This is a genomic window from Phytobacter sp. V91 (genome assembly GCF_965644225.1).
In the GTDB taxonomy this organism is placed as follows: Bacteria; Pseudomonadota; Gammaproteobacteria; order Enterobacterales; family Enterobacteriaceae; genus CBFFRJ01.
The window spans coordinates 1-19,777 of sequence record NZ_CBFFRJ010000047.1 but is presented as its reverse complement, the minus strand read 5'-3'; the positions used below and the strand labels follow the sequence as shown (position 1 = coordinate 19,777).

21 protein-coding genes are annotated in these 19,777 nt (G+C 53.4%); 13 read left to right on the top strand and 8 right to left on the bottom strand.

Features of this window, described 5'->3' with window-relative positions:
• Positions 1-28: 28 nt before the first annotated feature.
• Together ACSZO4_RS11775 and ACSZO4_RS11770 are read right to left on the bottom strand one after the other, a co-directional pair.
• Positions 29-1,105 carry a glycosyltransferase family 9 protein gene (locus ACSZO4_RS11775; RefSeq protein ID WP_437889143.1) on the bottom strand — a complete coding sequence of 359 codons (1,077 nt, stop codon included), beginning with the start codon at positions 1,103-1,105 and terminating at the stop codon, positions 29-31.
• Positions 1,106-1,131: 26 nt separating this feature from the next.
• A complete protein-coding gene (locus tag ACSZO4_RS11770; protein WP_437889120.1) occupies positions 1,132-2,091 on the bottom strand; it encodes a polysaccharide deacetylase family protein in 960 nt (319 codons plus the stop codon).
• A gap of 111 nt (positions 2,092-2,202) precedes the next feature.
• Here ACSZO4_RS11770 and rfaQ point away from each other — a divergent pair, with 111 nt between their 5' ends.
• From rfaQ to coaD, 7 genes are all read left to right on the top strand, one after another.
• Entirely contained in the window at positions 2,203-3,279 is a 1,077-nt protein-coding gene (gene rfaQ, locus ACSZO4_RS11765; RefSeq protein WP_437889119.1) for a putative lipopolysaccharide heptosyltransferase III, read from the top strand.
• Positions 3,276-4,403 (top strand): glycosyltransferase family 4 protein, encoded by a 1,128-nt coding sequence (locus ACSZO4_RS11760; RefSeq protein WP_437889117.1) that lies wholly within the window; start codon positions 3,276-3,278, stop codon positions 4,401-4,403. Before rfaQ ends, ACSZO4_RS11760 begins: the two co-directional genes overlap by 4 nt.
• A 2-nt stretch (positions 4,404-4,405) precedes the next feature.
• Entirely contained in the window at positions 4,406-5,515 is a 1,110-nt protein-coding gene (locus tag ACSZO4_RS11755; protein ID WP_437889116.1) for a glycosyltransferase, read from the top strand.
• Between the two features lie 14 nt (positions 5,516-5,529).
• Positions 5,530-6,519, top strand: a complete 990-nt coding sequence (locus ACSZO4_RS11750; RefSeq protein WP_437889115.1) for a glycosyltransferase — start codon at positions 5,530-5,532, stop codon at positions 6,517-6,519.
• A 115-nt stretch (positions 6,520-6,634) separates the two neighbouring features.
• Positions 6,635-7,909 (top strand): lipid IV(A) 3-deoxy-D-manno-octulosonic acid transferase, encoded by a 1,275-nt coding sequence (gene waaA, locus ACSZO4_RS11745; RefSeq protein WP_437889114.1) that lies wholly within the window; start codon positions 6,635-6,637, stop codon positions 7,907-7,909.
• The gene (locus ACSZO4_RS11740; RefSeq protein WP_437889113.1) at positions 7,909-8,679 is read left to right on the top strand and encodes a glycosyltransferase family 2 protein; all 771 of its coding nucleotides are present in this window, start codon (positions 7,909-7,911) and stop codon (positions 8,677-8,679) included. Before waaA ends, ACSZO4_RS11740 begins: the two co-directional genes overlap by 1 nt.
• Before the next feature lie 3 nt (positions 8,680-8,682).
• Positions 8,683-9,162 carry a pantetheine-phosphate adenylyltransferase gene (gene coaD / locus ACSZO4_RS11735; protein ID WP_437889112.1) on the top strand — a complete coding sequence of 160 codons (480 nt, stop codon included), beginning with the start codon at positions 8,683-8,685 and terminating at the stop codon, positions 9,160-9,162.
• Here coaD and mutM read toward each other — a convergent pair whose 3' ends face one another.
• From mutM to radC, 4 genes are all read right to left on the bottom strand, one after another.
• Entirely contained in the window at positions 9,163-9,972 is an 810-nt protein-coding gene (mutM, locus tag ACSZO4_RS11730) for a bifunctional DNA-formamidopyrimidine glycosylase/DNA-(apurinic or apyrimidinic site) lyase (RefSeq protein ID WP_437889111.1), read from the bottom strand. It abuts the gene before it with no gap.
• Between the two features lie 162 nt (positions 9,973-10,134).
• Positions 10,135-10,302, bottom strand: coding sequence for a 50S ribosomal protein L33 (rpmG, locus tag ACSZO4_RS11725; protein ID WP_003024094.1), 168 nt, complete (start codon positions 10,300-10,302; stop codon positions 10,135-10,137).
• 20 nt (positions 10,303-10,322) lie between these two features.
• The gene (gene rpmB, locus ACSZO4_RS11720; RefSeq protein WP_003024071.1) at positions 10,323-10,559 is read right to left on the bottom strand and encodes a 50S ribosomal protein L28; all 237 of its coding nucleotides are present in this window, start codon (positions 10,557-10,559) and stop codon (positions 10,323-10,325) included.
• A 215-nt stretch (positions 10,560-10,774) separates the two neighbouring features.
• The gene (gene radC, locus ACSZO4_RS11715) at positions 10,775-11,443 is read right to left on the bottom strand and encodes a RadC family protein (RefSeq protein ID WP_437889106.1); all 669 of its coding nucleotides are present in this window, start codon (positions 11,441-11,443) and stop codon (positions 10,775-10,777) included.
• Between the two features lie 172 nt (positions 11,444-11,615).
• On the opposite strand from radC, the gene coaBC reads away from it, so the two are divergent.
• From coaBC to ACSZO4_RS11695, 4 genes are all read left to right on the top strand, one after another.
• Positions 11,616-12,827, top strand: coding sequence for a bifunctional phosphopantothenoylcysteine decarboxylase/phosphopantothenate--cysteine ligase CoaBC (gene coaBC, locus ACSZO4_RS11710; protein WP_437889142.1), 1,212 nt, complete (start codon positions 11,616-11,618; stop codon positions 12,825-12,827).
• On the top strand, positions 12,805-13,263 hold the full coding sequence (gene dut / locus ACSZO4_RS11705; protein WP_437889105.1) for a dUTP diphosphatase: 459 nt from the start codon (positions 12,805-12,807) through the stop codon (positions 13,261-13,263). The genes coaBC and dut overlap by 23 nt, the downstream gene beginning before the upstream one ends.
• 244 nt (positions 13,264-13,507) lie before the next feature.
• Entirely contained in the window at positions 13,508-14,104 is a 597-nt protein-coding gene (slmA, locus tag ACSZO4_RS11700) for a nucleoid occlusion factor SlmA (RefSeq protein ID WP_437889103.1), read from the top strand.
• A gap of 351 nt (positions 14,105-14,455) precedes the next feature.
• Entirely contained in the window at positions 14,456-15,472 is a 1,017-nt protein-coding gene (locus tag ACSZO4_RS11695; protein WP_437889101.1) for an SMP-30/gluconolactonase/LRE family protein, read from the top strand.
• A 44-nt stretch (positions 15,473-15,516) separates the two neighbouring features.
• Here the strand turns inward: ACSZO4_RS11695 and pyrE are convergent, their stop codons facing one another.
• Both pyrE and rph read right to left on the bottom strand, forming a co-directional pair.
• Complete coding sequence (gene pyrE / locus ACSZO4_RS11690) at positions 15,517-16,158, bottom strand: orotate phosphoribosyltransferase (protein ID WP_437889100.1); 642 nt, start codon at positions 16,156-16,158, stop codon at positions 15,517-15,519.
• A gap of 88 nt (positions 16,159-16,246) precedes the next feature.
• Entirely contained in the window at positions 16,247-16,963 is a 717-nt protein-coding gene (gene rph / locus ACSZO4_RS11685) for a ribonuclease PH (protein ID WP_437889098.1), read from the bottom strand.
• A gap of 123 nt (positions 16,964-17,086) precedes the next feature.
• On the opposite strand from rph, the gene ACSZO4_RS11680 reads away from it, so the two are divergent.
• Complete coding sequence (locus tag ACSZO4_RS11680; protein ID WP_437889097.1) at positions 17,087-17,950, top strand: YicC/YloC family endoribonuclease; 864 nt, start codon at positions 17,087-17,089, stop codon at positions 17,948-17,950.
• 191 nt (positions 17,951-18,141) lie between these two features.
• Positions 18,142-19,404, top strand: a complete 1,263-nt coding sequence (locus tag ACSZO4_RS11675; protein ID WP_437889096.1) for a tyrosine-type recombinase/integrase — start codon at positions 18,142-18,144, stop codon at positions 19,402-19,404.
• The last annotated feature ends 373 nt before the right edge of the window (positions 19,405-19,777 follow it).

The window sequence follows — 19,777 nt, the reverse complement described above, 5'->3', positions numbered from 1 at the left end:
TCCGGGCCTTCTCTGATGCTAATACCGCTTAAGCCGCAGGCGGATAAAGCGACGCTACCCGCTGGTTGATACTTTGCAGTAAATCATCCACGGGCATTGCTGAAATAAAATCGGTCTCGCAGATAATCTGGCTCGCGTTCTGATAATTCGGCGCCCAGATCTTATACCCTGGCAGTCCGGTATCTTTTAGCTTGCGCTGGTTGTAGACCGCAATTAACGGCTTATCCAGCGCGCGGGCAATGTGCACAATCGAGGTATCCGGGGTAATAACAAGATCCACCAGGCGGACAATCTCAACCGCCGAATTAATCGTGCTCTCAGGCAGAAACAGCGCATTGCCAATCGCCAGTTGCTTGATTTTCTCACTTTGGCCAATCAGCACGGCTTTGACCGGCCTGGGCTGGGCGTGCAGATGTTCGATAATACTCACCACCTGCTCACGGGAGAAATCTTTGTCTTCTGAGCCGGTAAAAGGATTAATGGCAACAAACGTCGTTGGCATTGGCTCCGTTGCCAGCAACGCGGCAACTTTTTCCCTTTCCTGCGGGTTACCCGCAACAAAGTAGCGGTATTCACTCTCTTTGATGCCGAACAGTTTCAGCACCTGCTGATAACGCACCGAGATATGCTGGCTTTCATCAAGAAATGAAATCGACTGATCGAACAGCTTATAGCGGGCTTTATTAAAGCCGACCACGCAACCAATGTTCAGCTCAGACAGCAGCTTAAAACGCTCGTAGGTGTTCACATCGTCAAAATCAATCACCGCATCAAACTGCGCTTCCTGTAACGCTTTAAGCGACATGCGCGGCCGGTAGAGGTGAACGCCATGCAAATAATCCGCAGCGGACAACATTTGCTTGCAGAGCGGGCCGGTCAGCACTGAAACCTGATAGCCATTATCCGCCAGCGCTTTCGCGCAGCCGGTTGTCACCACCATATCGCCAATCTTGTCGTCCAGACGCAGCAACAAAATACGCTTCACCGACTGCGGCTCAAAGGGCTTACGTTCACCCCGGTGGCGATAGCGCCTGTTGATTAAGGCAAATTTAATACTGCGGAAAAACGCATTCTTTTTGCGCGTAAACTGCTTGAGGGCGCCCATCTTCTCTGATCCCATTTCTCTGCCTGTCACTGCGCTTTTTTGTGCTGATAGTATTCCGCCAGCGTCATACCCTGCACGCGTGGCTGTAGCCAGGCGAAGAACGATTCAAGATCGTCGTACAGACGCTCAATATCCGCTTCGGTTTTAAACGTCGGGCTGCCGCCGGGCATATATTCTGATGAGTGGAGCATATACTCGACGTAATCGTTGCCCTGCGCCAGGGTCTGTTCGACGACGTGCTGCATGGTATCGACATTGCCCCCCATTGGCCGCAGCCAGTATACGGACGGCGAACGCACTTTGCCGCGCAGCCTGTCATAACCCTGTTTCACGCTGTTCATCAGCGCCGAGTGTTTGTACTGAATGCTCATTGGCACTTCCAGTAGCGGCGAATGCCCCGCCTTGCTGATGTCGTTTTCATCAAGGAAGTAAGCCTGCTGCGGGAAGTGGCGATAATCAGTGCCGCCCGAGCCCTGAGGCGCGCCTTTGGCCGTCTGCCAGTTAACCCGAGGGGTTACCGAGCAATCCACTTCATAGCCGTATTCGACCAGCAAACGGGCATAACGTTCATCAAACGCCCAGCGCCCGGCGCGATGGCTGCGCATTTTGGTCTGGAAAGTCTCCTGCAGGAGCTGGGTCATAAAGTCGACTTTTTCCCGCATCAGCGCATCGGAATACTCAATCAGATAGGGCTTGTAGCGCCAGTCATTATCGGTAAGCGGCGTCTCCGGCGGGCTGTTCCAGGCGTGTAAATGCATGCCGATTTCCGCCGTGCCACGGGCAATAACGTCGCGGCCAAACTCGATAAAAAAGGGATCGACGGCCATTTCATAATTGGTCAGATATACCGGCTTAAAGCCGTATTTCTCGCATACAGCCTGAAAGCGCGGCAGAAATTTCGCATTTTCGGTGGTGATACTGTCATGTTTTTGCCAGAGGTTGTCGCCCTCTGTATCGATAGTGATAAGAAATGCTGGCTTCTGCACGTCTTTGTCCTCAGGCCGGGGTTATCCGGCCATGGTAGAGCAATACAACACTTCTCTCAATGCCACTGATACCCTAGAATCAGATGCTTGTAATCGGATGAAGAAGACCGTATGACGCCCGAAACCCACCCTTCCGACAGCCTGACGCCCGCGCGTATTTTAGTCATCAAGTTGCGCCATCATGGCGATATGTTGCTGATTACGCCCGTTATTAATGCTCTCAGGCAGCGCTATCCTGACGCGTCAATCGATGTGTTGTTGTATGAAGAAACACGGGATATGCTCGCCGCCAACCCCGATATCCACCGCATTTTTGCGATCGACAGAAAGTGGAAGAAACAGGGGAAACGGCACTTGCTGGCGATGGAGTGGGCGCTGCTGCGAACGCTGCGGGCGCAAAATTACTCACTGGTGCTCAACCTTGCCGATCAGTGGCGCAGCGCCATCACCACGCGTTTTACCGGGGCGGCTCGTCGTATTGGTTTCGATTTCCCGAAACGCCGTCATCCACTCTGGCGTTTCTGCCACAGCGACCTTGCCTCAACGCAGGCGCACAATAGCATGCATACGGTGCAACAAAATCTCTCTATTCTCGCCCCGTTAGGTTTTCCTGCCCAGGATGCCCCGGCGAAGATGAGCTACAGCGCCGAAGACTGGCAGACCAGCCTGTCGCACCTGCCCGAAGGCGTCGCTGATAACTACATCGTGGTCCAACCCACCTCGCGCTGGTTCTTCAAATGCTGGCAGGAAGCGCGAATGAGCGAGGTTATCAATGCGCTTTCGGCAGATGGCTACAGCGTGGTGCTCACCTCAGGGCCGGATGCCAGAGAGATACGAATGGTGGATGAGATTATCGCGGGCTGCCCGGATGGGCGGCTCGTGTCGCTGGCGGGCAAACTGACGCTGCGCCAGCTTGCCGCCCTGATCGATCATGCCCGACTGTTTATTGGCGTGGACTCCGTGCCCATGCATATGGCCGCGGCGCTCAATACCCCGCTGGTCGCCCTTTTTGGCCCGTCAAAGCTGACCTTCTGGCGACCATGGCAGGCACGGGGAGAGGTTATCTGGGCCGGAGACTACGGCACACTCCCGGACCCGGATGCCATTGATACCCGCACCGAAGAACGTTACCTGGACTTAATCCCGACCGACGCTGTTATTGCCGCAGCCAGAAAGGTTTTAGCATGAGCACATTCCGCCTGGCATTAGTCAGACAAAAATACCGCCCGGATGGCGGCGCTGAACGCTTTGTTTCCCGCGCGCTGGAAGCCCTCGACAGCAGCAATATCGAGCTGAATGTGATCACTCGCGAGTGGCAGGGCCCGGTTAAAGATGACTGGAACATTCACATCTGCAACCCGAAAAAATGGGGCCGCATCAGCCGTGAGCGGGGCTTTGCCGATGCCGCAAGAGCGCTTTGGGAAAGCCAACGCTTCGATCTGGTACAAAGCCATGAGCGCATCGCTGGTTGCGACCTGTACCGGGCCGGTGACGGCGTGCATCGCCGCTGGCTGGAACAACGGGCGCGCATTCTCCCCGGCTGGAAAAAGACCTTACTGTTCGCCGATCGCTACCATCGCTATGTGATGAATGCTGAGCGCGAGATGTACCAGCATGACAATCTGCGCGCCGTTATCTGCAATGCGCAGATGATAAAACAAGAGATCATTGAAGATTTCGGTCTGCCAGCAGACAAAATCCACGTCATTTACAACGCCATCGACAACCAGCGCTTTGTCCCGGCCAGTGAAGAGATGCAGGCCGCGCTGCGCCTGCAACACGGCCTGCCTTTACAGGCGACCTGCCTGATTTATGTCGGCTCCGGCTTTGAAAGAAAGGGGCTGGAAGCGGCGATCCGCGCTATTGCCCCAACCGACAGGCATCTGATGGTGGTCGGCAAAGACAAGGATCAGCGGCGCTACGCAGCCCTTGCGGCATCTCTGGGCTGTGACAAGCGGGTCCATTTCTTTGGTATGCAGAACGAAACCCTGCCCTTTTATCAAATGGCTGACGGTTTGCTGTTACCGACGCTGTACGATCCCTTCCCCAACGTGATCCTTGAGGCTATGGCCTGCGGATTACCGGTGATAACCACCACCGGCTGCGGCGGCCAGGAATTTATTGAGCAGGGGGAAAATGGCTATGTCTGCGACGCGCTGAATATTCCTGCGCTGCAAGATGCCGTCATGGCCCTTCCGCTGCGAGCTGCAGGCTCCCGTGAAGGCCAGCACGCCCGCGATCGCATTATGTCCTGTACGGCGACGCAGCTGTCGTCACAACTCCTTGCTCTCTACCAGACGCTGGTGAAATAAGTATGCGCATACTGTTTGTCATTGATGGATTGCCCGGCGGCGGCGCGGAAAAAGTGGTTCTGACGCTGGCAGAAGCCTTCCTACGCCAGGGCGAAGAGGTGTCGCTGTTCTCGCTGCGCGCGGTGTGCGAATACCCGCTGCCCGCGGGAATAGATTATCAGGTCATTGCCGATGAGTGCCGCAAACCCTGGCGTAAACTCACGGAAATTTCCCGGCGCGCCAGTCAGCTTGATGCCGCCGTTACCCGCGCTGAACGTTCAGGCCGCTTTGATCTGGTGGTGTCGCATCTGCATAAAACCGACCGCATTGTGTCGCGCAGCAAGGTGCTGCGGGACCATAATCTGTGGTTCTGCCTGCACGGCGTATTTTCCACCTCCTATCTTGGTCATCGCAAAGGGATTGACCGCTGGCTGAAACAGCAAAAAATTAAGCGGGTATATCAGGGGCGCAACCTGGTGACGGTTTCCGATGCGGTAGGCCGCGATCTAAAAGAGCAATTTGCGATAAAGCCAGCCCATTGCACAACCATTTATAATCCCTTTGATATAACGGCTCTGCGCGCCAGCGCTGAGGCACCCTGTGAGATGGCCGGGCAGGATTATCTGATTCACGTTGGGCGATTTCACCCTGCCAAGCGCCATGACCGACTGCTCGAAGCCTATGCGCTCAGTGAGATAAGCGCCCCGCTCCTGCTGTTGGGCCAGGGTAAAGCGGAACAGGAACAACGGTTACGTGACTTAGCGAAGCGCCTTGGTATTGCCGATCGGGTCATATTCAAAGGCTTTCAGAGCAACCCGCTGCCATGGATTAAACATGCGCGTATGCTGGTTCTCAGTTCAGATAGTGAAGGTTTCGGCAATGTGGTTGTTGAAGCCTTACTGTTGGAAACGCCGGTTGTCAGTACTCGTTGCCCTGGTGGCGTCACCGAGATACTGACAGGGGAGCTGGCACGGGGCCTGGCTGAACTCAACAGCCCGGCTCTGGCTCAGGCAATGCAGACTATTTACACTCACGCCCCAACTATCGTGCAGGCTGAACTGGAAAAATTCAGCGTCGACGCAATCTGTCAGCAATATCGTCAGTTAGGGAAAACGAGACAGAATCTTCACTAAAAGCGGGTATATGTATGAATCCAACCCCTTTACTGAGCATCGTGGTAGCCGTGTACAACGGCGGGAAATTCCTGGCTCAGTTTTTTGCATGTATTGAACAACAACAGCTTGCAAGCTATGAGCTTATCCTGGTCAACGATGGCTCGACCGACGACAGCCTGGCGGTTATCGACGCCTGGCGCAGTAAATTGCAAAATGTCACGTTGATAAATCAGCAAAATCAGGGGGTCTCGGTGGCCCGTAATGCTGGCCTCGCGGTTGCCAAAGGCAAGTACCTGACCTTTCCGGACATCGACGATAAACTCTATCCGGGAATGTTCAGCGCCCTGCTGGCAATGGCTGAGAAAGGGGCGCTGGATGTCGCCACCTGTAACGGTCGCTACGTGTACGAGAAAAAGCGGGAAAGTCACCCTATCTTCCCACCGGATCGGCTGGCATCAACAACTGTTCTGCCCGGACATGTCTGGCTCAAAACCGCCCTTGATTCACGTAAGTTCCTGCATGTCACCTGGCTGAATATTTATCGCCGGGCCTTTATTGAGCAGCATAAATTCCATTTCGAACCAGGATTGCGCCATCAGGATATCCCCTGGACCACCGAAGTGCTGCTGGCCGCAGAGCGAGTCCAGTACACCAGCGACGTCTATTACGACTACTATATTCACTCGGAATCGGTCTCGCACAAACCTGACAATGACGACACGTTGATGCGTTCGGCACGCCATTATATGAAGATCCTTGAAATGCTGGATGCCATCAATAAGCGCTATCCGGATAAAGTCCGGCATATCTCAGCCTGCCGCTGGCAGATAGCAAAAGAAGGTCTCGGAATCATTCATACGTTTGATAGCATGAAAGATGAATCTAAAAAACGTATAATTATCAGCGAATTTTTTGATCGCGGGATCTGGCAGATGATTTGGAAAAATGCCAGCTCATTTCGCCTGCGCTGGCGACTGGGCCGTCGCTATTTCCGCATCAAAAAATACCATACCGCAGCGTAAGATTTTCCCGGTCATCGTACTCACGGCGGCGCGGTTCGAAAGCGCCAAATAGATAGCTTTAAGCGGCCTAAATGCTTAGAATTTGCCCGCCGAAACTAAAAAGACGGATTATCGCTTGGAATTGTTGTATACCCTTCTGCTTTACTTAATTCAGCCCCTGGTGTGGTTGCGTCTGTTGCTGCGTAGCCGCAAAGCCCCTGCCTACCGTAAACGCTGGGCTGAACGATATGGATTTTGTCGTAACAAAGTGAAGCCGGACGGTATTTTGCTGCACTCCGTCTCCGTGGGCGAAACCCTGGCGGCGGTGCCGCTGGTGCGGGCATTACGTCACCGTTATCCCACGCTTCCCATTACCGTCACCACCATGACGCCAACGGGTTCAGAACGTGCGCTCTCCGCTTTCGGCAAAGATGTGCATCACGTCTATCTGCCCTATGACCTGCCCGGATCCATGCGCCGCTTTCTCGATACGGTGCGGCCAAAACTGGTTATCGTGATGGAAACAGAGCTGTGGCCGAATATGATTTCTGCCCTGCACACCCGCAAAATTCCATTGGTGATTGCCAATGCCCGGTTGTCGGAGCGCTCCGCAAAAGGCTATGGCAGGCTCGGCAAATTGATGCGTCGTCTGCTGAGTAAAATCACCCTGATGGCCGCCCAGACTCAGGAAGACGGCGATCGTTTCCTGCAACTGGGTCTCAAACGCAGCCAACTGGCGGTCACCGGCAGCCTCAAATTTGATATTTCCGTCACCCCCGAACTGGCGGCTCGCGCCATTACACTGCGTCGGCAGTGGGCGCCACGGCGGAAAGTGTGGATCGCCACCAGCACCCACGATGGCGAAGAGACCATTATTCTGGCAGCCCATCGCAAGCTGCTGGAAACTTTCCCGGACCTGTTGCTGATCCTAGCGCCTCGCCACCCGGAGCGCTTCCCGGACGCCTGTGAGATGGCGCGTAAATGCAACTTCAGCTTTATCACCCGCAGTTCCGGTGAGATCCCCTCCGGCAGCACCCAGGTGGTGATTGGCGATACCATGGGCGAACTGATGATGCTTTATGGCATTGCGGATATCGCCTTTGTCGGGGGCAGCCTCGTTGAGCGCGGCGGTCACAACCCACTTGAAGCCGCAGCCCATGCTCTGCCGGTGTTGATGGGACCACATACCTTTAACTTCAAAGATATCTGTGCCCGCCTGCAAGCCGCAGATGGCTTAATCACCGTGACTGACGCCGACTCGATGGCCAAAGAGATCGCCACCCTGCTGACGGATGAAGACTATCGTCTGTGGTGCGGTCGCCATGCCGTTGAAGTCCTGCACCAGAATCAGGGTGCGCTGAGCCGACTGCTGCAACTCCTGCAACCCTATCTGCCACAACGGAGCCATTAATGTCGCAACGCCTGTCGGTGGTGATGATCGCCAAAAATGCGGCGGATCTGCTGCCGGATTGTCTCGCGTCGGTAGCATGGGCAGATGAAATTGTCCTGCTCGACGCCGGAAGCGAGGACAATACCGTAGAACTGGCCCGCGCAGCAGGCGTAAAGGTCTTTATTGATACCGACTGGCAAGGCTATGGTATCCAGCGTCAACGCGCCCAGCGCTTTGCGACCGGCGACTATGTGCTGATGATTGATACCGACGAGCGCGTTACGCCTGAACTGGCGAGCGCGCTGCGTGCAGCCCTGGCCTCCCCGCAGCCGGATGCGGTTTACAGCATCGCCCGGCGCAACTATTTCCTCGGCCGTTTTATGCGCCACAGCGGCTGGTATCCGGACCGGGTAATGCGCCTGTACCCGCGCGAACTCTATCAGTACAACGCCAGTCTGGTGCATGAATCACTGGAAACCAGAGGGGCGAAGGTGATTGAGCTGACCGGCGATCTGTTGCATCTGACCTGCCGTGATTTCGCCATCTTTCAGCGTAAACAGCTGAATTACGCTACTGCCTGGGCCTGCGAGCGCCATCAGAAAGGCAAGAAAACCTCGCTTACCGCTATTTTCACCCATACGCTGGGGGCTTTTTTCAAAACCCTGGTGCTGCGCGGCGGCGTGCTGGACGGCAAACAGGGCTGGCTGTTAGCGGTGGTGAATGCGCAGTATACTTTCAACAAATACACCGAATTGTGGGCGCTGAACCACGGCTACTCTGAGAAAGCGTAACTGATGAGCACAAAAGCGATTTATCCCGGAACCTTTGATCCCATCACCAACGGGCACATTGATATTGTCGCCCGTGCCGCAGTGATGTTTGACCAGGTGGTGCTGGCGATTGCCGCAAGCCCGAGCAAAAAACCGATGTTCACGCTGGATGAACGCGTGGCGCTGGCCCAGGCTGCGACCCGGCATATTCCCAACGTGACGGTGACGGGCTTTAGCGATCTGATGGCTAATTTCGCCCGCGCCCAGCAGGCCAATATTTTGATTCGCGGCTTACGTGCCGTGGCGGATTTTGAATATGAGATGCAGCTGGCGCATATGAATCGCCATCTGATGCCGGAGCTGGAAAGCGTGTTTCTGATGCCCTCGAAAGAGTGGTCGTTTATCTCCTCCACGCTGGTTAAAGAGGTGGCGCGCCACGCAGGCGACGTCACCCACTTCCTGCCAGCCAATGTGCATCAGGCGCTGATGGAGAAGCTGAAGTAACTAGTGCTGGCACTGGCGGCAATAAAACGTCGCCCGCTGTGCATGTTTGGCCGCGATAATTGGCGTACCACACGCCCGGCAGGGTTCCCCTTTACGCCCGTAGACCTGCAATTCCTGCGCAAAATAGCCCGGTTTCCCATCGCTTTGCAGAAAGTCCTTCAGGGTTGTGCCGCCCTGCTCAATCGAGCGCAGCAACACCGCCTTAATCACCTGTACCAGCAGTTCGTATTCCGCGCGCGCAAGGGACGACGCCAGCCGATCAGGGTGAATACCCGCGGCAAAGAGCGATTCACTGGCGTAAATGTTGCCAACGCCCACCACCAGCTTGTTGTCCATCAGCCAGGGTTTAATGGCGGTCTTTTTCTTCGCGCATTTTTGTTGCAGATAGTCGGCGTTAAAAGCGTCGCTCAGCGGCTCAGGGCCAAGATGAGCCAGCACATTGTGGCCTTCCAGCTCTTTAGTCCACAGCCAGGCGCCAAAGCGGCGCGGGTCGGTGTAGCGCAGGACTTTGCCATTGCTCATCACCAGGTCGACGTGATCGTGCTTTTGAGCCGGTTGCTCTTGCGCCAGGATACGTAAGCTGCCCGACATCCCAAGGTGGATAATAATCCAGCCATCCGGCAGTTCCAGCAGCAGATATTTCGCACGACGCTGCACGCTGAGTACCGGCTTGTCGCTCAGGCGATGGATTTCATCGGAAACAGGCCAACGCAGGCGGCCATTGCGGACAATCGCATAAAGGATGGTGGCACCCACCAGGTGCGGCTCAATGCCACGGCGGCTGGTTTCTACCTCGGGTAATTCTGGCATGTTTATTTCTCCTTATTTGCCCAATGTAGTTTGAACCACAGGAAGGCGGCAAGAAGTGACCTGGGTAAGCGCACGCAGCCAACGCACCTGCGGCTCAAAATACGAAGGGCAAAACGCAAAAAACCCCGCCGAAGCGAGGTTTTCGTACAAAGAAAGCCAAAATTATTTAATTTTTGCTTCTTTGTAAAGAACGTGCTGACGGACAACTGGATCGAACTTTTTCAGTTCCAGTTTTTCCGGCTTAGTACGTTTGTTCTTCGTGGTGGTATAGAAGTGACCAGTACCAGCAGAAGAAACCAGCTTGATTTTCTCACGAATACCTTTAGCCATGATTTATTTCCTCTAAGTACTTAGTACTTTTCGCCACGGGCACGCAGTTCAGACAGAACTGTTTCGATGCCTTTCTTATCGATTACACGCATACCTTTAGCAGATACACGCAGGGTGACAAAACGCTTTTCGCTCTCAACCCAGAAACGGTGAGAGTGCAGGTTAGGCAGGAAACGGCGTTTAGTCGCGTTCAGTGCGTGGGAACGGTTGTTACCGGTCACCGGACGCTTGCCAGTAACTTGGCAGACTCGGGACATGTCTATTCTCCAAAAATCAAATTAGCTCGAGCTTCGTATGGGGTATTGGCGCCTCGTCAGGCTTTCACAGCCTGGTCTGACGGTTCTAAGCGAACTCGTGTAGCCAGGCCCAATTGCCAAACCCGAGATTCTCAAAGGTGGCGTAGTATACGCTGAGTCGGCGATGTGCTCAAGTCCCGAACAGACAAAGATCCCGATGGATCGCGCAAAGAGCTCTAAATCCAGCCACGTTCTGCGAACGAAACATACTCTCCACGGCCAATCACCAGATGATCGAGCACACGAATATCCATAAACTGACAGCACTTCACCACCTTTTCGGTGATGATTCTATCCGCTTTGCTGGGCTCTGCGCTACCCGAAGGATGATTATGTGCAAGGATCACGGCTGCGGCGTTTATTTTTATCGCTTCACGCACAATTTCCCGTGGATGAACCTCAACCTGGTCAATTGTGCCAGTAAACAGGCGGCTGTGTTTCAGTACCCGATGCTGGTTGTCGAGAAAGATCACTATAAAAATTTCACGTTTTTCGCCGGTCAGCTGGCTTTGTAAAAATTCTCGCGTCATTTCGGGGCTTAACAGCGCGTGCTCTTCCATCATCTTCACGCTGTAATAACGCCTTGCCAGCTCGGCAATACCTTTGAGCTGGGCAAATTTTGCCACCCCAATACCGTTCACATACCTGAATTCGCCGTAATCCGCCGACAGCAATGCGTAAAGCGAACCAAAGTGCGCCAGCAGATCCCTTGATAGCGTTAACATCGATTTACCCCGCACGCCGGTGCGTAAAAATAGCGCCAGCAACTCCTCATCCGTTAGCGACTCCACGCCGGAATTCATCATTTTTTCTCTGGGCAGTTCAGGTAAATATAAGGTTTCCATATCGATATCTCCCTTTTAAATCCCATGCTGCCACAGACATAATGCCGCCTCGACAGCGCAAGCGTGCACTTGCGTGGCTCCTCGCAAAAGGCACAACGGGCAAAAACACGACAACCCCAGGATTGTGATAAAATGCCGGCCTTCTGGTGAGATCCAACAGGAAAGAATCATGATGAATCTGGCGGGTAAAAAAATCGTCCTCGGCGTGAGCGGCGGTATCGCGGCATATAAAGCGCCGGAGCTGGTGCGTCGTCTGCGCGATCGCGGGGCCGATGTCCGGGTGGCTATGACCGAGGGAGCGAAAGCCTTTATTACTCCCCTGAGTTTACAGGCCGTCTCCGGTTATCCGGTATCCGATAGCCTGCTCGACCCGGCTGCTGAAGCGGCAATGGGCCATATTGAGCTTGGAAAATGGGCCGATCTGGTTATCCTCGCCCCGGCAACCGCCGACCTGATTGCCCGTATCGCCGCCGGAATGGCCAACGACCTGGTGTCGACGATTTGCCTGGCCACGCCCTCTCCGGTCGCCGTCGTGCCTGCCATGAATCAGCAGATGTATCGCGCAGCCGCCACCCAACACAATTTGCAGGTACTCGCCTCCCGCGACCTGCTGATCTGGGGTCCGGACAGCGGCAGTCAGGCGTGTGGCGATATCGGTCCAGGCCGCATGCTCGACCCTTTAACAATCGTGGATATGGCCGCAGCGCACTTTTCACCTGTCACCGACCTGCAACATCTCAACATCATGATTACCGCGGGTCCGACACGTGAACCCCTGGATCCCGTGCGCTACATCACCAATCAAAGCTCCGGTAAAATGGGCTTTGCCATTGCCGCCGCTGCCGCGAGCCGTGGCGCTAACGTCACACTGGTGACGGGACCGGTGTCATTAGCAACCCCGGCTGGCGTGCAACGCATTGATGTGACTACCGCGCTGGAAATGGAAGCCGCCGTGCAAAGCCAGGCTCAGCAGCAGCACATTTTTATTGGCTGTGCTGCAGTTGCTGATTATCGTGCCGCCGCAATTGCGCAAGAAAAAATTAAGAAGCAAGGCGATGAATTAACAATAAAAATGGTCAAAAACCCGGATATTGTCGCCGGTGTTGCCAATTTGACCGGGCATCGCCCCTATCTCGTTGGGTTTGCCGCGGAAACAAATAATGTGGAAGAATATGCCCGGCAAAAACGTGTTCGTAAAAACCTTGATATGATCTGTGCTAATGATGTATCTAAAGATAATCAAGGATTTAACAGCGACAATAACGCTTTGCATCTTTTCTGGCAGGATGGCGATAAGCATTTACCGCTAAAGAGCAAGGAACAGTTAGGCCACTTATTACTGGACGAGATCGTTACCCGTTATGATGAAAAAAATCGACGTTAAAATTCTGGACCCGCGTGTTGGTAAGCAATTTCCATTACCGACCTACGCCACCGCCGGTTCCGCCGGCCTTGACCTGCGCGCCTGTCTTGATGACGCCGTAGAGCTGGCTCCTGGCGCGACCACCCTGTTGCCGACCGGGCTGGCGATTCATATTGCCGACCCAACGCTTGCGGCGGTGATCCTCCCGCGCTCTGGTCTGGGCCATAAGCATGGCATCGTATTGGGCAACCTGGTCGGTCTGATTGATTCCGACTATCAGGGCCAGTTGATGGTATCCGTATGGAACCGTGGCCAGGTAAGCTTCACCATTGAGCCAGGCGAGCGAATCGCCCAGATGGTGTTTGTGCCGGTGGTTCAGGCAGAATTTAATCTGGTTGAAGAGTTTGACGCCACCGACCGTGGCGAAGGTGGCTTTGGTCACTCCGGGCGTAAATAAGCAGCCCATTTAACGCATCCCGCGACGACATAACGGCATAACATTTCCGCACGCTCTGGAGTGCGGCCGTCGCGTGGATGTTCGCCTGATATACCCAAAATAATTCGAGTTGCATGAAGGCGGCAACGCAGCGGGTCCCCGGGAGCTTACTGGAGTAAGTGACAGGGGTGAGCGAGTAAAGCCAACGCACAGGCAGCTTGAAGTATGACGGGTATAAAAGCTTATTTCAGGGGTATTCTCTAACATGGCAGAAAAACAAACTGCGAAAAGGAATCGTCGCGAAGAAATACTTCAGTCTCTGGCGCTGATGCTTGAATCCAGTGATGGAAGTCAGCGCATTACAACAGCGAAACTGGCGGCGTCTGTTGGCGTCTCAGAAGCGGCTTTGTACCGGCATTTTCCCAGCAAAACGCGCATGTTTGATAGCCTTATCGAGTTTATTGAAGATAGCCTGATAACGCGCATTAACCTGATTATGAAAGATGAAAAAGACACTACCGCGCGCCTGCGTCTGATAGTGCAATTGATTCTGGGATTCGGGGAACGTAATCCGGGGCTGACCCGTATTCTTACTGGTCATGCGCTGATGTTTGAACAGGACCGCCTGCAAGGGCGCATCAACCAGCTTTTCGAGCGCATAGAGTCACAGATTCGTCAGGTTCTGCGCGAAAAGAAGATGCGCGAGGGCGAAGGCTACATTACCGATGAAACCTTACTGGCCAGCCAGTTATTGTCGTTTTGTGAGGGGATGTTGTCGCGCTTTGTCCGCAGCGAGTTTAAATACAGCCCGACCGATGAATTTGAAGCCCGCTGGCCGCTGCTGGCGGCACAACTGCAATAACCTCTTCTCCTTTTATGCAGTCTGAAAAGGCTGCATTATTTCATTTCACCTTGTTATACCCTAAATAATTCAAGTTGCATCGCGGCGGCAAGCGAAGACATCCCCATGAGCATAGATAACTATGTGATTGGGGTGGCTAAGTGAAGCCAACAAAGAAGCAGCTTGAAGTATGACGGGTATATGCAGTCTGAAAAGGCTGCATGACTTCACATCACTATGTGTAAAAGCCCAATCTGATTCGTTAAGTTGCCAGATGTTCCGTTACTGGACATCTTTTAACCTGTCTGCGGAACAACCTTTCTTCCTCATAAAAATAAACAGAGAAATCCCCTACAGACATGGAGACGTTTAATGGCAACTTCGAGAAGAGATTTGTTAAAACTGAGCGGTATCGCAACCGCATCTCTGCTACTGAGCCAAAAAAGCTTTGCGGCCTGGACATCGTCCGCACGCTACCCGGATCCGCGCATTATTGCGGTGGATGACAGCTTTAAACCCTATATGCTCTCCAGCGCAAAAGTCGAACAAATTGCGACAGGCTATCGCTGGGCTGAAGGTCCGGTCTGGTTTGGCGATATGCGCATGCTGTTATGGAGTGACATCCCTAACGATGCCATTATGCGTTGGGATGAACTGAGCGGACAAACCAGCGTCTTCCGCCATCCGGCGAACTACAGCAATGGTCATGCACGCGACCGCCAGGGGCGTCTGATCAGTTGCGAACATGACACCCGACGGATCACCCGTACCGAATACGATGGCTCCATCACCGTGCTGGCAGACAGCTTTGACGGCAAGCCGCTGAATTCCCCCAATGATATCGTCGTCAAATCTGATGGTTCCATCTGGTTTACCGACCCGCCCTTTGGCATCTCCGGGTTCTATGAGGGCCACAAAGCCACGCCGGAACTGCCGCAAAACGTCTACCGGCTCGATCCCGAGACCCGCAAACTCACCGTGGTTCTGGGCGATGTGAATGGACCGAACGGACTCTGCTTTTCGCCCGATGAGAAAATACTCTACGTTGTGGAAAGTCGCGCCAAACCTAATCGCTTAATACTGGCCTGGGATGTCGTCGATAACACGCTGAAAAACAAGCGGGTGCATATTGATTGCGGCAACGGCACGGCGGACGGTATCGCCTGTGATAGCGATGGCAATCTGTGGTGCGGCTGGGGGCAGGGTACGGAAGAACTGGACGGCGTGCGCGTGTTCAACACTCAGGGCAAACACATTGGCACAATCCAGCTCCCTGAACGATGTGCAAATCTCTGTTTTGGCGGCGAAAAAGGCAATCGCCTGTTTATGGCCTCCAGCACCTCAGTCTATTCGCTGTACGTGAATATCCAAGGGGCGAAGCTGGTGTAAACCCGGATTTGTGCCCGGTAAGCGCTACCGGGCACATCATACTGCTACACGCCGTACTCTTCGCGATAAGCGCGTACGGAGGCCAGGTGAGCGGCCATTTCTGGTTTCTCTTCCAGATACGCAATCAAATCTTTCAACGTGATGATGGAAATCACCTTACAGCCGTAATCACGCTCAACTTCCTGAATAGCTGAGATATCCGCGCGTCCACGCTCCTGACGATCGAGAGAAATCAGGACCCCGGCAAGGCTTGCGCCATTCGCCTGAATAATCTCCATGGATTCACGGATCGCGGTACCGGCGGTAATCACGTCATCGACCAGCATCACACGGCCCTGCAACGCGCTGCCCACCAGGTTGCCGCCTTCGCCGTGGGTTTTGGCTTCTTTGCGGTTAAAGCAGTAAGGCACATCGCGCTCATGGTGTTCAGCCAGCGCCACTGCGGTAGTGGTCGCAATCGGAATGCCTTTGTAGGCCGGGCCAAACAACAGGTCGAAATCAATTGCGGAATCCACCAGCGCTTCGGCATAAAAACGGCCCAGCAACGCCAGATCGCGCCCGGTATTAAACAGCCCGGCATTGAAGAAATAGGGACTCTTACGCCCGGATTTCAGCGTGAATTCGCCAAACTTAAGTACCTGCTTGTTAAGCGCAAACTCAATAAACTGGCGCTGATACTGTTTCATGGATTCGCTCCTCTTTTTCAAACCTGTTCAACCAGGTTCTTACTTTTCAATAGACGAAAAAAAGGCGACTTCTCAGTCGCCTTAAAAACTAGTTTTCCAACGCCGCCTTCTGCGTTGAAATAATAGATTCGATCCCCCCTCGGGCCAGCGCCAGCAGGGTCAGAAGTTCTTCATGGGTAAACGGCTCGCCCTCGGCGGTGCCCTGCACTTCGATGATACGACCGTCTTCGGTCATCACCACGTTCATGTCGGTTTCTGCCGCAGAGTCTTCGACATACTCAAGGTCACACACCGCTTCACCGTTAACGATGCCGACGGAAACCGCAGCCACCAGCCCTTTCATCGGGTTGGCTTTCAGTTTACCTGCGCGAACCAGCGCGTTCAGCGCATCGGCCAGCGCCACACAGGCACCGGTAATTGAGGCTGTGCGGGTGCCGCCATCAGCCTGGATTACGTCGCAGTCCAGCGTAATGGTGTATTCACCCAGCGCGTTCAAATCGACCGCAGCGCGCAATGCACGTGCGATAAGACGCTGGATTTCCATGGTGCGGCCACCCTGCTTGCCTTTGGCGGCTTCGCGGGCGTTACGGGTATGGGTAGAACGCGGCAACATGCCATATTCAGCGGTGATCCAGCCTTTGCCCTGGCCCTTCAGAAAGCGCGGTACGCCCTCTTCGAGGGTTGCGGTACACAGGACTTTGGTATCACCAAATTCAACCAGCACGGAACCTTCAGCGTGTTTTGTGTAGTTACGGGTCAGCGTGACGGGACGCACCTGAGTGATGCTACGACCTGATGGACGCATGATGATTTCTCCGGCTGTTACGAATGTGGCGCGCATTATACTGGCTTACCGAGGTTATTCCTATCCTGACAAGCCCATGAAAGCTATAATCCTCGCATCTCTCCTTAAAACACGGGAATGTCTATGATCCGCAGTATGACCGCCTACGCCCGGCGTGAAATCAAGGGTAGCTGGGGCTCCGCCTCCTGGGAACTTCGCTCGGTTAACCAGCGTTATCTGGAAACCTATTTTCGCATGCCTGAGCAGTTTCGTAGCCTTGAGCCGGTAGTTCGTGAACGCATCCGCGCGCGTCTGACCCGTGGCAAAGTCGAATGTAACCTGCGTTTTGAACCCGATGCCAGCGCCCAGGGCGAGCTGATCCTTAACGAGAAGCTGGCAAAACAGCTGGTTTCAGCGGCCAACTGGGTCAAATTGCAGAGTGATGAAGGCGAAATCAATCCGGTTGATATTCTGCGCTGGCCTGGGGTAATGGCCGCTCAGGAGCAGGATCTGGACGCCATTACTGCCGAAATCCTCGCCGCGCTTGATGGCGCCCTGGATGACTTTATCCTTGCCCGCGAAACCGAAGGCCAGGCGCTGAAAGCGCTGATTGAACAGCGTCTTGAAGGCGTGAGCACCGAAGTGAAAAACGTGCGCGCTCAGATGCCGGAGATTCTCCAGTGGCAGCGCGATCGCCTGGTAGCGAAACTAGAAGATGCGCAGGTGCAGCTTGAAAATAATCGCCTTGAGCAAGAGCTGGTGCTGATGGCGCAGCGCATTGATGTGGCGGAAGAGCTGGATCGCCTGGATGCGCACGTTAAAGAGACTTATAACATCCTGAAGAAGAAAGAAGCGGTAGGCCGTCGCCTCGACTTTATGATGCAGGAGTTTAACCGCGAGTCGAACACCCTGGCTTCGAAATCGATCAATGCCGATATCACTAACTCCGCCATCGAGCTGAAAGTGTTGATTGAGCAGATGCGCGAGCAGATCCAGAACATCGAGTAGTGTTTCACGCGATCTCGCGTTGTCTCACTAAGTCTCGTCAGGATAAAAAGACCATTGTAAATCATGGTCTTTTTTGTTTTATATAGTCTCATATCGTATCACTAGAGCGCGTGTTTCGTATGTACATAGACGTGTACATACTGGCTTTTATGACACGCAGTTTATGTACACAGCAATGAGAAAAGACAAGCATGGCAAAACTGACAGACCTACAAATCAGAGCATGGATAAAATCGGGTGAGCATTTTGCTGGTCGCTCTGATGGGGGTGGGCTGTATTTATGCTTCCCAGAAAATTACTCGGTACCCTTTTGGCGTTTGCGTTATCGTTTTGCAGGCAAACAGCGATCACTGGTCATAGGCACGTACACCGAGTTGTCACTCGCTAAAGCACGAGCAAAAGCTAAAGAACAGTCAGCACGGGTTGCATTGGGTTATGACGTTGCCGGGGAAAAGCAAGAACGCAAAGCTGAAGCGCTGAGGAAAATGGAGGATGAAAAGCACGCGCTACGTGTTTCAGAACTTGCAGCTGAATATTTTGAACGCCAGATTCTCAATCGGTGGAAGCATCCAGACATCCTACGCCGTCGCATAGATAAAGACATTAATCCGGCAATTGGTCGACTCAGAATCGAAGATGTTAAACCCAAGCATATTGATGACATGCTGCAAAAAATCGTCCAGCGTGGCGCACCAACAGTTGCTAATGATGTGCTCAGGTGGACCCGTCGTATCTTCGATTACGGGATAAGACGGCATATGCTAGAAACGAATCCTACTGGTGCTTTTGAAATTGATGATGCGGGTGGGCAGGAAAAAAGCAGGGAACGCTGGCTAAGCCGAGAAGAGCTTGCGCGATTCTTACAGGCAATGCCAATGACAAAAGGTTTCTCACGTCAAAACGAACTGACAATGAAACTTCTGCTGGTGTTCTGCTGCCGCAAGATGGAGCTTTGCGGCGCACGTTGGGAAGAGTTCGATTTTAATGAATCAGTTTGGCGCTTACCCGCAGAGCGGGTTAAGAATGGCGATGCGATTGATATACCTATCCCGGCAGTAGCTCTTGAATGGCTAAAAGAACTGCATCAAATGTCTTGCAATAGCCAGTGGGTGCTTCCAGCAAGAAAGATGCAGCACCGGATGATTCCTCACATTCAGGAAAGCACGCTCCCTGTAGCATTGAGCAAGGTGAAGGGTAACCTCCCCGACGTACCTAATTTTACTATTCATGATTTTCGACGTACCGCTCGATCGCATCTGGCGGCATTAGGGATTGATCCGGTAGTTGCAGAGCGTTGTCTGAATCACAGAATCAAAGGTGTTGAGGGGATATACAACCGTTATCAGTATTTTGATGAGAGGAAGCAGGCATTGGAGTTGTGGGCTGACTTGCTGGTTTCTTTAGAAAGAGGTGAAGGCTATAACGTGATGCCGTTGAGAAAGGGGATTGCATGAAATGCACCAGTAAGTAACGCACAGTCGGGGGTGTTACATGTCAACAGTTGGGTTTTCAATCTTCTTTTCGCACCATACCCTTCTAAACGGTCAATACTTGTGAGATGTGTTCTTGATTTAACGGCCAATTTGAGGGTAAATGTAGCAATCTGTAAAATCTACCGACCGTTACTAATATGTTAAAGAAACAAGAGACTAAGAACGAAAAAAAAGATGGTTGGCCCGACTTTTTCCCAACTGATCTTGAGTTACCACCGAAGGATGCTGTTGATGCGGCTGGAACCTTATACAGACTCGTTAGGGAAGGTGCGATTTAATCGGTGGGGTTCAGTGGAGTCCTTATCTGTATTAGCCTTACCTTAGCTGAGCTGTA